Genomic DNA, 13,494 nt, shown 5'->3' with positions numbered 1-13,494 from the left:
AGATGGGAAAAACAGGCATGAGCGCTGAAAAATGGGTCTATGCGTTCGGGGGCGGGTCCAGCGAGGGCGATGCGTCGATGCGCAACACGCTCGGCGGCAAGGGCGCGAACCTCGCGGAAATGGCCAATCTCGGCCTGCCCGTTCCGCCCGGCTTCACCATCATCACCGATGTCTGCAACGCCTATTATGACGGCGGGAAGACCTATCCGGCGGGGCTGGATGCCCAGATCGACGCCGCACTGGCCGGGCTGGAAAAGGTGACCGGCAAGTCGTTCGGCGATCCGTCCGATCCGCTGCTGGTTTCGGTGCGTTCCGGGGCGCGCGCCTCCATGCCGGGCATGATGGATACCGTCCTCAATCTGGGGCTCAATGACGAAACGGCGGAAGGGCTCGCCAAGCTCTCCGGCGACCGTCGTTTCGCCTATGACAGCTACCGGCGCTTCATCCAGATGTATTCCGATGTCGTGCTGGGCGTCGATCATTCCCTGTTCGAGGAAATCCTTGAAACCTTCAAGGAAGAGAATGACTACACGCTCGACACCGAGCTCTCGGCAGACGACTGGGAAGAGATCGTCTCACAGTACAAATCCGCTGCGGCCAGCGCGCTCGGATATGATTTCCCGTCCGATCCGCGCGAACAGCTCAAAGGCGCGATCGGCGCGGTCTTTGATAGCTGGATGACCGACCGGGCGATCACCTATCGCCGCCTGCACGACATCCCGGCGAGCTGGGGCACGGCGGTCAATGTCCAGGCCATGGTGTTCGGAAACATGGGCGAGACGAGCGCGACGGGCGTCGCCTTCACCCGCGACCCGTCGACCGGCGACAAAGGCTATTACGGCGAATTCCTGATCAACGCCCAGGGCGAGGACGTGGTCGCCGGCATCCGCACGCCGCAATGCCTGACCAAGGCCATGCGCGAGGCAATGGGCGACCGCGAGCCGTCGATGGAAGAGGCGCTGCCCGAGAGCTATGCCGAGCTGGCGGCGGTCTTTGACACGCTGGAACGCCACTATCGCGACATGCAGGACATCGAGTTTACGGTCGAGCGCGGCCGTTTGTGGATGCTGCAGACCCGCAACGGGAAGCGCACGGCCAATGCCGCTTTGAAGATCGCCGTCGACATGGCCGAGGAAGGCCTGATCACGACAGACGAAGCGGTGCTGCGCGTCGAACCGTCCGCGCTCGATCAGCTTCTGCACCCGACCATCGCGCCGGACGCCGTGCGCGACGTGATCGCGACCGGTCTGCCCGCCTCGCCGGGTGCGGCGTGCGGTACGGTGGTGTTCGATTCCGATGTCGCGGAAAGCAAGGCCGCGGCGGGCGAGAAAGTCATCCTCGTGCGCATCGAAACCAGCCCGGAAGACATTCACGGCATGCACGCCGCTCAAGGTATCGTCACCGCGCGCGGCGGCATGACCAGCCACGCCGCCGTTGTGGCGCGCGGCATGGGCCGGCCCTGCGTCTCCGGCGCGGGCATGATGAAGATCGACTATGCGGGCAAGTTTTTCACCGCCGGGGGCCGCCGGGTGGAAGAGGGCGATACGATCACGATTGACGGCGCGACGGGCGAAGTGCTGGCCGGCGAAGTGAAGATGTTCAAGCCGGAACTGGCCGGTGACTTCGCCAAGCTGATGGTGTGGGCCGACAAGGCGCGGCGCATGAAGGTGCGCACCAATGCCGAAACCCCTGCCGATGTGCAGACGGCCAAGGAATTCGGCGCGGAAGGCATAGGCCTGTGCCGGACCGAACACATGTTCTTCGACGCCGACCGTATCGCGGCGGTGCGCGAGATGATCCTGTCGGACGACCGCGAAGGCCGCGTCGCGGCGCTGGCAAAAATCCTGCCGATGCAGCGCGCCGACTTCGAGTCGATCTTCGAGATCATGGAGGACCGGCCCTGCACGATCCGCCTGCTCGACCCGCCCCTGCACGAATTCCTGCCCCATACCGAGGACGATGTGCGCGACGTTGCCGCCGCGACCGGCCTGTCCGCGACCGCGCTGATGGAGCGCGCCCGGTCGCTGGGCGAGACCAACCCGATGCTGGGCCACCGTGGCTGCCGCCTGGGGATCACTTTCCCGGAAATCTACGAGATGCAGGCGCGCGCGATTTTCGAGGCACAGGTCAATGTCGAGAAAAAGACCGGCGTCCAGCCGGTTGCCGAGGTGATGATCCCGCTCGTCGCCACGGCGAAGGAACTGGAAATCCTGAAAGCCCGGGTCGCAGGCGTGGCCAAGATGGTCCAGCAGGAAACCGGCAAGGCCCCGGTCTATCTGATCGGCACGATGATCGAACTGCCGCGCGCCGCCCTGCGGGCCGGAGAGATTGCCGAAGCGGCGGAATTCTTCTCTTTCGGGACGAATGATCTCACCCAGACGACGTTCGGCCTTTCGCGCGACGATGCCGGGAAATTCCTCGGCGATTATCTCGATGCCGGGATATTCGAGAAGGATCCCTTCGTCTCGATCGACACCGACGGGGTGGGTGAGCTGGTCAGCCTGGCCGCCGAACGCGGCCGCAAGACACGGGACACGCTGAAGCTCGGGATCTGTGGTGAGCATGGTGGAGATCCCGCCTCGATCCATTTCTGCGAGTCCGTGGGCCTCGATTATGTGTCCTGCTCGCCATACCGCGTGCCGATAGCGCGACTTGCTGCCGCACAGGCCGCGCTCAAGTCCAGACCGTAAAGTCTTGAATCGACTTGGCCATTACTGGAGTCCCTTGATAATTGCATGGCAGTTGCCCATCTGCGGGCAGAAGTTCCCGTTGACGGCGTTTGAAAGGCCATTTAGACGGGCCCGCTAATTTCATGGTCTGTTCAGTGATTCATGGTAAATCACTGATTGAAAAGACTGCATCGACGAGACGGGGTTACATGACCGCCACGGCGACGAAATTCTTCTCGGCTCACTGGAGCCGGATGCTCAAGGGCGCAGGTGTTCTGGGTGTGGTAGCGGCTGTGGCCGTGACGCTGCCCCTGGCTGCGACCCGGGCGAGTGTGCAGGACGATGCCAGCTACTGGCAGGACATGGCTGCACGGTATCTCGAATCGGAAGACGCGCTGGGCTGGGACGGCCCGGCTGCGCTCTCCATGGCCTCGCTGCAGGTCCAGCCGGACATGGCAGACGGCGTGCGCGTCGTTGCGCGTCCGCTGACCGAGCTGCGGACCTTTGACAGCACGCACATCCGGCGCGCCGAGTACAACGCGGACGAGCTGAACTGCCTGTCGACGGCCATCTATTACGAAGCGCGCAGCGAATCCTTCGCCGGCCAGGCGGCCGTGGCCGAGGTGATCCTCAACCGCGTTCGTCACCGGGCTTATCCCGACTCGATCTGCGGTGTCGTTTATGAGGGTTCAGAGCGCGTTACGGGCTGCCAATTCAGCTTTACCTGCGACGGGTCGATGAACCGTCCGGTTCGTGGCCGCGCCTGGCGCCGGGCCCAGCTGGTCGCCGAACATGCCGCGCTCGGCTTTGCCGTGCCGGTGACACGCAACGCCACTCACTACCACACCACGGCGGTCAACCCGCACTGGTCGGGGTCGCTGGTGCAGACGCGCCAGATCGGCACCCACGTCTTTTACCGCTTCCCGAGCCGCCGCGAGCGCGCCGAACTGGAGCGCGAACGGGAAGCCTGATCGCTTCACCGGAATAACGAATACCTAGGCCGCCGGTTCCGATGAACCGGCGGCCTTTTTGCAGCTACCCCTCCCGCGGTGTTAACCTTTCCCCCTAGAGGCGAAACGGGGAGGGTGTCATGAAGCTGTGGATGATAGTGGCAGCGGCGGTGTTTCTAACCGCCTGCCAGGAGTTCGAGGCCAGTCGACCGGAGACCGCCGGGGATGCCAGCGGACCGGCAGTGTTCACAGAACCGCCTCAGCACACTGTGATTTTCAGCGACCTGTCGCCGGACCGCCCCATGGGGTTCCGGATCGATTCCGAAATCACGGTGGGCCAGCGCCAGGCCCGCACCGTCGTAATCACCCTGCCGGCGGCCTTCATCTTCAACGGATTCGATGCCCTGGGGCCTGCGGGTACACGGATCGGGGCGTACGGTTTTGAATTCAATGCCGGTTCGGCGGGCCCGGACCGTCTCTTTCCGGTCTATTCCATTGATGCGGACAGTGCCTGGGTCGATGCCAATCTGAACGGTCAGTTCAATGCGCTGAAACCGCAGATCGAATATTCCCAGGACGGGCAGCAGAACCATGTCCTGACCATCACCCTGCCACGCGGCGGAGACGGTTCGACCAATTTCAGCACGGCCGGGTTCTCGTCCGACATCATGGCCTTCCTGCGGTCGGGCATTTTCACCAATCCGGCTGGCGGCCAGCAGGCGATCTCGGTCGCCTTTACCTCGGTCGACCCGGATACGGGCGATGCCGATGATTCCGCCGGAACGCCGCCCGAGCAATTCACCGTCAATGACACCGTGACCATCGCGAACTCGCAGCTATCCGCCTCGGTCCTGCCCAACAGCCGGTCGGTTCCGTTTGGCAGTACCGCGACGGCGTTCGCCACCATCGCCAATGGCGGACAGGCCGCAGCGACCAATTGCGGGATCAGCCTGCTGAACGTGATCAAGGGCGGGTTCAGCTACCAGACGACCGATCCGAACACGAATGCGCTGACCGGGACCCCGAACACGCCCGTGACCATTCCGGCGGGCCAGTCCCAGTCATTCCTGATCGCCTTCACGCCGGTCCAGGAATTCTTCAACGGGGCCATCCCGTTTACCGCCGAACCGCTGGAATTCCGTTTTGCCTGCGATGGCGCGCAGTCCGGCATATTGCCGGGCGTGAACACGCTGGGCATGGCGTCCGGCACGGTGGCGGCACCGGATGTGATCGCGATCTCGGCAACGCCGTCCGGTGACGGAACCGTCTATCTCGGTGGCGTGTCCGGGGCGTCGGCCTTCGCGCTGGCCGGGGTCAATATCGGCGCGACCGGCTCGATCACCATTACGCCGCGTTCCGGCATGGCGGCTGCGGCTGCGCCGGTGTCGCTGTCGGGACCGCTGGCACTGCCCGCACCCGATCTGGGCCTGGAGATCTGCGAAACCACCGGACAGGCCAATGGGGCCTGCCTGGCAGCGCGGGCGTCATCGCTGACCGTCAATTTCGCCAACAATGAAGTCCGGACCTTCTCGGTCTTCGTGCGGGGACAGGGCCAGGCCATCGCCAACAATCCGGCGATCAACCGCGTCTTTGTCGATTTCATGGACTCTGGCGGACAGGCGCGTGGCGGGACGTCTGTCGCCGTGACGACCAGCGCGCCGCCGACCTAGCTCAGACGGTCGGCCAGGAAGGGCAGGACCTCGTCCATCCGGTAGTCGATGGAGGAGTGATTGTCGGGGAATTCCCGGTACTCGTGGTCGATCCCGCGCGCGGTCAGCGCCTTTGTCATGCGCCGCGCGCCATAGAGCAGATTGTACTGGTCGACATCACCGCACTCGATCCAGAGCGCCTTCATTTTTTTCAGGCCCTCGCCATGGGCGTCGAGCATTTCCAGCGGGTCCCATTTCATGAAATTGGCCCAGCGCTCGGGGATCAGCTCGCACGTGTCGGTCGTGACCGGCAGGCGGATACCCAGATATTCCTCCGGTGCGGGATCATAGGTCGCGCACATGGCCAGCATCATCAGAACGTGGATATCGTCGCCTGACGGTTTGGAGCTGGATTCAAGCGTGTCCAGGAAGGTCTTGATCGAGCCGTCATGCTTGGCCAGCGCGCGCAGCGTCACCGCGAAGTCGGTCGCGAACATCAGCTCGAACCCCATATCGCCGGACATGCAGGCCGCACCGGCCCAGAAGTCCGAGTGGAGAAGGGCGTGGACCATCGCGCCATAGCCGCCCGAGGACTTGCCGAAGACACCGCGCCGGCCGGTTCCGCCGCAGGAGAATTGGGCCTCCAGCAGGGGCACCATCTCCTTGACCAGGAAGTCGTCCCAATCGCCCAGGACCGGGGAGTTGATGTACTGGTTGCCGCCCAGCCGCGTGAAGCAGTCGGGGAAGGCGACAACGGCCGGCTTCATCGCGCCCGACCCGATCAGCCTGTCGAGGCGTTCGGGCGCGTTCTCCCCGAAACTCTTCCAGTTGGTGTGCGCCGGCCCGCCACCGGTAAAGCCCACCAGATCGACCAGCAGGGGCAGGCCGGAGCCGTCATGACCGGCCGGGACATAGACATCCACCCTGCGCCGTGCCGGATCGCCGAGGATGTTGTTCGCCACCGCCCGGCTGTCGATGTGGAGAGTGGTCACCGATCCTTCGGCGTGGTCATGGGATTTGCGCATGGGTGGGCCTCATTCTGTTTCGGGCAGCCTAGAGAGGTTTGGCGGGGTGAGTCATCTGTCGACTGTGTCCTCCCCTGCTTGCGGGGGAGGTGTCAGCGAAGCTGACGGAGGGGGGGTACCGCAACCCGATTCTGTCATCCCGGACGGCGAAGCCGATCCGGGACCTGAAACCCTGGCGCTCGGTGTTCAAGGTCCCGGCTTGCCCTTATGGGGCAGCCGGGATGACAGTCCTCATCAGGAGAGAGGAGGATGCAGGACGGGCCACGCCGCACAGCGGCCGCTTGAGCACCGCGCCCAAAGCAGGCAAATCTTCCAACCATGACCAAGCATTACATCTCGGCGGAGAGCCTGCTCGCAGACAGTATCCGCCTGGCGCGCAGCGTACATGACAGCGGGTTTGCGCCCACCCATATCGTTGGCATCTGGCGCGGCGGCGCGCCGGTCGGCATTGCCGTGCAGGAGTATCTCGCCTGGCGGGGGCTGGAGACCGACCACATCGCTATCCGCACCTCGGCCTATACGGGCATCGACACGATGGCCCGCGACGTCCACGTCTTCGGGGAGAGCTATCTGGTCGACACGCTCAAATCGGAGCACCGCCTGCTGATCGTTGATGATGTCTTTGACAGCGGCCGCTCGATTGAGGCCGTCTTCGATGTGCTGCGGGTGAAGTGCGGCGGGAATTTCCCGCATCAGGCCCGGGTCGCAACCGTCTTCTACAAGCCGGCGCGCAACCAGACGGACCTGACGCCGGACTATTTCGTCCATGAGAGCGCGGACTGGCTGGTGTTTCCGCATGAATTCTGCGGGCTGAGCAAGGACGAGATCGCCGCCAAGGGCGAGATCGGCAAGATCGTTCTGGGCGAAGACTAGAGCGCGTCCAGCCCCAGGTCGAAATTCGGGGCGGAATGGGTCAGCGCCCCGACTGAAATGACATCGACACCCGTCTCGGCGATGGCGCGGATCGTGTCGAAGGTCACGCCGCCCGAGGCCTCCAGCGTGGCACGACCGCGCGTCTGAGCAACGGCGGCGCGAAGCTCGTCCAGGCTGAAATTGTCGAGGAGGATGGAGTCCGCCCCCGCCTCGAGGGCGTCTTCGAGCTGGCTCAGACTGTCGATCTCGGTGGCGACCCGCGTCATGTGCCCGGCATAGGCTTTCGCCCGGCGTACGGCTTCGCCGACACCGCCCGCTGCGGCGACGTGATTGTCCTTGATGAGGACGGCATCGGAGAGCGAGAAGCGGTGCGCCGCGCCGCCACCGGCCCGCACGGCCTGGATTTCGAAAGCGCGCAGGCCCGGTGTTGTCTTTCGCGTATGGGTGACGACCGCGCCGGTGCCCGCAATGCGCTGGGCATAGGCGGCGGTCAGCGTGGCGACGCCGCTCATGCGTCCGAGGAAATTGAGCGCGATGCGTTCGGCGGTCAGGACCGGGCGGACGCGGCCCGCGATCCGCGCGACCGCCTGACCGGCTTCAACAATGGCTCCGTCGTCCACCCGGGCCTCGAAACTGATGTCCGGATCACACTGGCGTAAGGCTTCGCGCGCGGGCTGCAGGCCGCAGATAACGCCGGCCTTGCGGGCGCGGATCTCGTAGCGGCCTTCGGCATCAGCCGAAATCGTTGCCAGAGAGGTGATGTCGCCCGCGCCGGCGGAGTCTTCGGCGAGGGCGCGGCGAACGGCGTCCTCGACCACGTGACCGGGCAAGGGCGGGACCGTCATCTCAGGCTCCTTTCGCGGCACGGCGGGAGGCCGGACCGAAACGGGTGTGCCGCGCGGCGGTTTTCGCCGGGAAGTCACGGCGGAAATGCCCGCCCCGGCTTTCGCGCCGGGAGAGCGCCCCGCGCGCGATCAAGCGCGCAGCAACCAGCTCGGACGCCTCGCCATGGCGGACGGCGAGATCGTCGATGATGGCGATGAGCTGGCGCAGGCCCGCCTCGTCGCGCTCCACGCCGGCAAAGCGGCTCATCGCCTGTCTCAGCCGCGTCAGGGCGAGCGGTGGCAGGCCGGGAGCGGGCGTTGCCTCACCGGCTGCCGCGCTGCGCTCAGGGCTGCGGCGCAGGGCTTCAGCGACACGGGCCCCAAAGACCAGGCCTTCACCGAGCGAATTCGACGCCAGCCGGTTCGCGCCATGCAGGCCGCTGGCCGCACATTCGCCGATGGCCCACAGGCCGGGAAGGCTGGTGCGCCCGTCGCGGTCGGTGGCGATCCCGCCCATCGTGTAATGCGCGGCGGGCAGGACCGGGATCGGCGTCTCGCGCGGATCGAGGCCCATCCCCGCGCAGGCGGCGAATACGGACGGGAAACGCTGCGGAAAGTCCGGGCCGATACCGCGCGCGTCGAGCGCGGGGCCGCGACCGCCCATCCGGGCGCGGTGCACGGCGCGGGCGACGGCATCGCGCGGTGCGAGATCACCTTGCGGGTGGCCCGCCATCAAACGGTTGTCATCGCGGTCGATCAGAATTGCGCCATCACCGCGCAGGGCTTCGGTGGCCAGCGGAGCCGGGTCTATCCCGGCGTCGATGGCGGTGGGGTGAAACTGGATGAATTCAGGATCGAGAATATCCGCGCCGATCCGGTGCGCCATGGCCATGGCCTGACCGCGTGCGCCTTTCGGGCTGGTCGTGGTCTCGTAAAGGCCGCCAGCCCCGCCCATGGCCAGCACGGTCTCGGCGGCCTCAAGGCGGTCCAGCGTGCCGTCCGGACGCCGCGCCAGCACGCCGCCACAGCCGCCATCGCTGGCGGGCAGGAGGGCATCGACCCGCCAGCCGTCGAGGATGGTGATGTGCGTCGCCGCCCGGACCGCCTCGATCAGAACCGAGAGGATCGCCCCACCCGCCTGGTCGCCCTTTACATGGGCAACGCGGCGGCGCGCATGGGCCGCTTCAAGGCCAAGTGCGAACTCATCTCCCGCAGTCGTTTCAAACGGCACGCCCAACTTCGCCAGTGCCCGGATTTGCTCTGGAATGGATTGCGCGAAGAGGTCGGCAATCTCCGGATCGGTCAGCCCGTCCCCGGTCGCGACCGTGTCATGGGCATGGATGGCCGGGGCGTCGTCGGGTCCGAGCGCGCCCGCGACCCCGCCCTGCGCCCAGCCGGTCGCGGTGCCGCTTCCCAGCAGCGACCCGGTCAGCAGCAGGACCTGCCGCGGTGCGGCATTGAGCGCCGCCCACAGGCCGGCGATCCCGGCCCCGGCGATGAGGATGGGGGGAGGGGTCATGGTGTTTAGACCGTCACCAGCTCTATGGGCCCCGCTTCACGTTTCGGATCGAAGCTCGGCGGTGTGTCCGGGCGCGGCAGGGCCAGCATCCGGTCGAGCGAGACTTTCGCCCGGCGCGCCAGCTCGGGGTCAACCTCCACGGCATGACGGTTGTAGCGCAGCGCGTCATAGATGTTCTGCAAGCTGATCCGCTTCATGTGCGGGCAGAGATTGCAGGGCCGGATGAATTGCGTCTCCGCCTGGCCGACCGAGACATTGTCGCTCATCGAGCACTCGGTCAGCAGCACGGCCTTGGCCGGTTTGTTGTCGCGGACCCAGGCCGCCATGGCGGCGGTCGAGCCGGCAAAGTCGGCGGCTTTCACGACGCTTGCCGGGCTTTCCGGGTGGGTCAGCACGATGACGCCGGGATGGGCTTCGCGCAGCGCGTCGACGTCCTCGGCGGTGAAGCGCTCGTGGACTTCGCACGCCCCTTTCCAGGACAGGATTCGGATATCGGTATTGGCCGCGACATTGCGCGCCAGATACTCGTCGGGGATCATGATGACGGTGTCGGTGCCCCACTCCCTCGCCGCCCATTCGACGACCTGAACGGCATTGCCCGAAGTGCAGCAGACATCGGATTCCGCCTTCACGTCGGCGGACGTGTTCACATAGGTGACGATAGGCAGATCGGGGTATTTCTTCTTGATCAGGGCGACATCCTCGCCGGTGATCGATGCGGCGAGTGAACAGCCCGCGCGCATGTCCGGGATGAGGACGGTCTTTTCCGGCGACAGGATTTTCGCCGTTTCGGCCATGAAGTGGACCCCGGCCTGAACGATCACGTCGGCATCGGTCTCGGCCGCCTTCTGGGCCAGCGCCAGGCTGTCGCCCATGATGTCGCCGACACCGTGGAAGATTTCCGGCGTCATGTAGTTGTGGGCCAGGATGACGGCGTTGCGCTCCTTTTTCAGCGTGTTGATCGCGTGAATGAGCGGGGCATAGGCCGGCCACTCCTCGGCCGGGATAACGTCCTTGACCTTCTCGTATATCGGAGCCGTGGCGCGGATCACCGCGTCGTCATAGGGCAAGGCGTCATTATGCGCGCGGGGCGGCTCGGTGCCTGCCATGCGCGTTTTCGGGGCTTGCCAGTCGTAGCGATCCATCACCGCCTCCTTTTGCTCAAAATGAGCAATACAAGGGCCTTAAAAGAGGGCGGGACCGGGGCGGTGCCGCCTTTTGCTCTTCATGAGCCTAAATAGGGCTGCGTGACGTGAAGGTCAACAGGGGATCGTTGGATTTTACCCCCTCACCCTCCCCAGCCTTCGCTATCGCTTCAGGCCGGGTCCCCTCCCTCTCCCTCGAGGGAGAGGGTGGCCCGTCAGGGCCGGGTGAGGGGGAGTAAAATTGGCGGTTGAAGCCCGCCTACCGCAGCCTTGGCGTGGCGATGCCCGAGGCCGGGCCTTCCTTCAACGCTTCGCGGCGGAAGCGGAAAAGTTCGGCCGGACGCCCACCGGTGGCCGCATCCATCTGTCCGGTGCCGACGACGAAGCCGGTACGGTCAAGCGCCCGGCGGAAATTCTGCTTGTGCAGGGGATAGCCGATCACCGCCTCGGCGGTGCGCTGGAGGGCTGACAGCGTGAAGCGTTCGGGCATCAGATCGAAAATGACCGGGCGGTATTTGATCTTGGCGCGGATGCGGCTGAGGGCCGTGGCGACGATGCGCCGGTGGTCTGAGGCCATGGCTTCGCCGAGGAGGGTTTCCACCGACCCGTCGGCGCGATCGCGTACAGCTTCGGCGACCAGGCCCGCGCTGTAGAGAAGCTCATAGCGGTCAAGGCAGCGTTCTTCATTCCAGCCGCGCCCATCGATGCCGAAGGTGATCCGGGCCCGGTCGCGCCGCGATTCCCGCCGGCCTTCGCCTTCCGCTCCATCGATCCAGCGCTGCAGGGCCGGTTCGATCTGATCGGTCAGCAGCGCGGGTTTGCCGCCGCGCCAGTCCTCCCAGGGGAAGAAGCGGTACCAGTCGCGCCAGACGCCACCGCCGGCCGGGCGTTCGGTCGCATCCGGTGTCAGGGCCAGATAGCCCACCGAGATGATGCGGGCTTCCGATGGTGCGGGCAGATCGGCAAGCGGGGCTTCGCGGCCCCGGTCGCCGAATGTGTAGAGCTGTTCGACAAAGCCGAGCTGGAAGTGCGCCTGCTCGCTGACCCATTCCCGCAGGCCGATCTCGAACGTCCGGTGGCGATCCGGATCGAACGGCCCGAAGGGCAGGGCGGCTCCGCCCGCACCATGGGGCACGACGAGCAATTGCGGACTGTCGGCGGCGACCGAAAGAATGACGGCGTTGAGGCCGACTGCAAGACCCGCCGTTGCACTCACCGCCGCCGCGCCCGCGCGGCTTTCAGCCGTGGCTTGCGTGTGTCCTTGCGCGCAGCGGCGTCGACGTCCCTGAGCAATTCCTCGAAGCGGGCCACGAAGGCCTGCTGCGCGATTTTCGGAGGAGCGGGGTTGATGTCGACATGCAGCCCGGCGGGCGGGCGTCCGAAGAAATCGGCGGACTCCTCGTGACTGAATCCGGCGATCTGGGTGGCCTCGAAATAGGCGCTCATACGATCAGCGCGCTTGATCTTTTTCTTCACCGCCAGCGGTGTTTTTGCGGGCAGGCCGAAGCGGACATGGACCGCAGTTTCCAGCTTCTCCTCGAACACCTTGTAGTCGACCCCCAGCGCCGCCTTGAACGGGCTGATCATATCACCGATCACATATTCCGATGAATCGTGGAGGAGGGCGGCGAGCCGCCATTTCGGCTCGAGGTCGGGATAAAGCTCGCCGACAATGCGTTCGACGATGACGCTGTGTTCGGCGACGGAAAAGGCATGGTCGCCGGTCGTCTGGCCATTCCAGCGGGCAACCCGGGCCAGGCCGTGGGCGATGTCGTCGATTTCCACGTCCATGGGCGAGGGATCAAGCAAGTCGAGCCGGCGCCCGGAAATCATCCGTTGCCAGGCACGGGGCTGATCCTTGGTCTTGCGTCTCGCTTGCGCCATTGCGCGGTTATCCTTTTTGGCCTGAATCGGCTTTAATGCTCTCCGGGGCGCTCTTCCTAAGCCGGTGGCGGCGAAGATCAAGCGTCTGCAATGAAGCCCGGGGAGGCAAGCCATGGCCCGCGAACGCATCATCGTGACCCTGCAGGGGCATGAGGACGACGAAAGCCTGACCCGAACCGCATCCAAGCTGGCCCGGGTCGTGGATGCAGACCTGGAGGGGCTGTTTATCGAGCCGGACCCATCCAGCTATCTGCTCTGGACCGGACCGGGGGCCGCGGCGGCCTCGGTCGTTTCGACCGCGGTTGACGCGGTCCGCGACGAAAGTGATCGCTGTGCCGATGCCGCCAAGGCAAGTTTCCAGAACGGTCTGGAGGCCGGCGGGCTGGATGCCGTCCGCGGCCGCTTCGTACGTGTGTCGGGCATGGCCTCTGAAGTCGCCTCCGAAGCGCGCCTGGCCCGCATGATGGTAACGGACGCAGACTCGGCCGCCGGGCGCGGCTCCCTCTCCGATTTCGTGACCGCGGTGCTGATCGACGAACAGGTGCCGGTCTATGTCGCGCGCGGCGGTTTTTCACCTCCTGAAACGGTAACGGTCGCCTGGGACGGATCGAAGGAGGCCGCGCGCGCGGTCTATGGGGCCGCGCCTTTCCTGACCCAGGCCCGGAAGGTCATCGTTCTTCAGTCGGAGAAGGGGATCGACTTCGAAGACCGGCGCATGGCTCCGCCCGACCGCCTGGTCGACTGGCTCAGCGGCCGCGGGCAGCACGCCATCGTGCGCGAACTGGACCCGGACGAGGATGTTGTTGAGGGCATTCTCGATGCCTCAAAGGGAGCTGACCTGATCGTTGCCGGGGCCTATGGCCATTCGCGATTGCGTGAATTCGTCTTTGGCGGCGTCACAAAGTCGCTCCTGAATGCCGTTGACGGACCCTGCCTGTTTCTGGCGCACTAGCGGG

Annotated in this window: 11 protein-coding genes; 5 read left to right on the top strand and 6 right to left on the bottom strand. The window is 65.5% G+C overall.

The features are described 5' to 3' along the window. Nucleotides 1-17 precede the first annotated feature (17 nt). The 3 genes from ppdK to V0U35_RS12320 all read left to right on the top strand — a co-directional run bounded on the left by ppdK (nucleotide 18) and on the right by V0U35_RS12320 (nucleotide 5,289). Nucleotides 18-2,690: a pyruvate, phosphate dikinase gene (ppdK, locus tag V0U35_RS12330; RefSeq protein WP_330197027.1), complete on the top strand. Its 2,673-nt coding sequence runs from the start codon at nucleotides 18-20 to the stop codon at nucleotides 2,688-2,690. 188 nt (nucleotides 2,691-2,878) lie between these two features. Beyond that, entirely contained in the window at nucleotides 2,879-3,640 is a 762-nt protein-coding gene (locus tag V0U35_RS12325) for a cell wall hydrolase (protein ID WP_330197026.1), read from the top strand. 119 nt (nucleotides 3,641-3,759) lie between these two features. Then, nucleotides 3,760-5,289: a hypothetical protein gene (locus tag V0U35_RS12320; protein WP_330197025.1), complete on the top strand. Its 1,530-nt coding sequence runs from the start codon at nucleotides 3,760-3,762 to the stop codon at nucleotides 5,287-5,289. On the opposite strand, the gene V0U35_RS12315 is transcribed toward V0U35_RS12320, so the two are convergent. Further along, on the bottom strand, nucleotides 5,286-6,293 hold the full coding sequence (locus V0U35_RS12315) for an alpha/beta hydrolase (protein ID WP_330197024.1): 1,008 nt from the start codon (nucleotides 6,291-6,293) through the stop codon (nucleotides 5,286-5,288). The two genes, V0U35_RS12320 and V0U35_RS12315, sit on opposite strands and share 4 nt — an antisense overlap. Nucleotides 6,294-6,611: 318 nt before the next feature. Between V0U35_RS12315 and V0U35_RS12310 the strand changes: the two genes are divergently transcribed. Beyond that, a complete protein-coding gene (locus tag V0U35_RS12310) occupies nucleotides 6,612-7,166 on the top strand; it encodes a phosphoribosyltransferase (protein WP_330197023.1) in 555 nt (184 codons plus the stop codon). Here V0U35_RS12310 and nadC read toward each other — a convergent pair. The 5 genes from nadC to V0U35_RS12285 form a co-directional block, all read right to left on the bottom strand. Continuing rightward, the gene (gene nadC / locus V0U35_RS12305) at nucleotides 7,163-8,011 is read right to left on the bottom strand and encodes a carboxylating nicotinate-nucleotide diphosphorylase (protein ID WP_330197022.1); all 849 of its coding nucleotides are present in this window, start codon (nucleotides 8,009-8,011) and stop codon (nucleotides 7,163-7,165) included. The genes V0U35_RS12310 and nadC overlap by 4 nt on opposite strands. Nucleotide 8,012: 1 nt before the next feature. After that, entirely contained in the window at nucleotides 8,013-9,509 is a 1,497-nt protein-coding gene (locus V0U35_RS12300; RefSeq protein WP_330197021.1) for an L-aspartate oxidase, read from the bottom strand. A gap of 5 nt (nucleotides 9,510-9,514) precedes the next feature. After that, complete coding sequence (gene nadA, locus V0U35_RS12295; protein ID WP_330197020.1) at nucleotides 9,515-10,654, bottom strand: quinolinate synthase NadA; 1,140 nt, start codon at nucleotides 10,652-10,654, stop codon at nucleotides 9,515-9,517. A gap of 259 nt (nucleotides 10,655-10,913) precedes the next feature. Next, nucleotides 10,914-11,870 (bottom strand): NUDIX hydrolase, encoded by a 957-nt coding sequence (locus V0U35_RS12290; RefSeq protein ID WP_330197019.1) that lies wholly within the window; start codon nucleotides 11,868-11,870, stop codon nucleotides 10,914-10,916. Further along, nucleotides 11,867-12,538, bottom strand: a complete 672-nt coding sequence (locus V0U35_RS12285) for an HD domain-containing protein (protein ID WP_330197018.1) — start codon at nucleotides 12,536-12,538, stop codon at nucleotides 11,867-11,869. Before V0U35_RS12285 ends, V0U35_RS12290 begins: the two co-directional genes overlap by 4 nt. 112 nt (nucleotides 12,539-12,650) lie before the next feature. Here V0U35_RS12285 and V0U35_RS12280 point away from each other — a divergent pair, with 112 nt between their 5' ends. Then, a complete protein-coding gene (locus V0U35_RS12280; protein ID WP_330197017.1) occupies nucleotides 12,651-13,490 on the top strand; it encodes a universal stress protein in 840 nt (279 codons plus the stop codon). Nucleotides 13,491-13,494 lie beyond the last annotated feature (4 nt).

The sequence above is a fragment of the Hyphobacterium marinum genome, assembly GCF_036330325.1.
Classification (GTDB): domain Bacteria; phylum Pseudomonadota; class Alphaproteobacteria; order Caulobacterales; family Maricaulaceae; genus Hyphobacterium; species Hyphobacterium marinum.
Note: the sequence above shows the minus strand (reverse complement) of the source record. Positions and strands in the feature narration are given on the sequence as shown.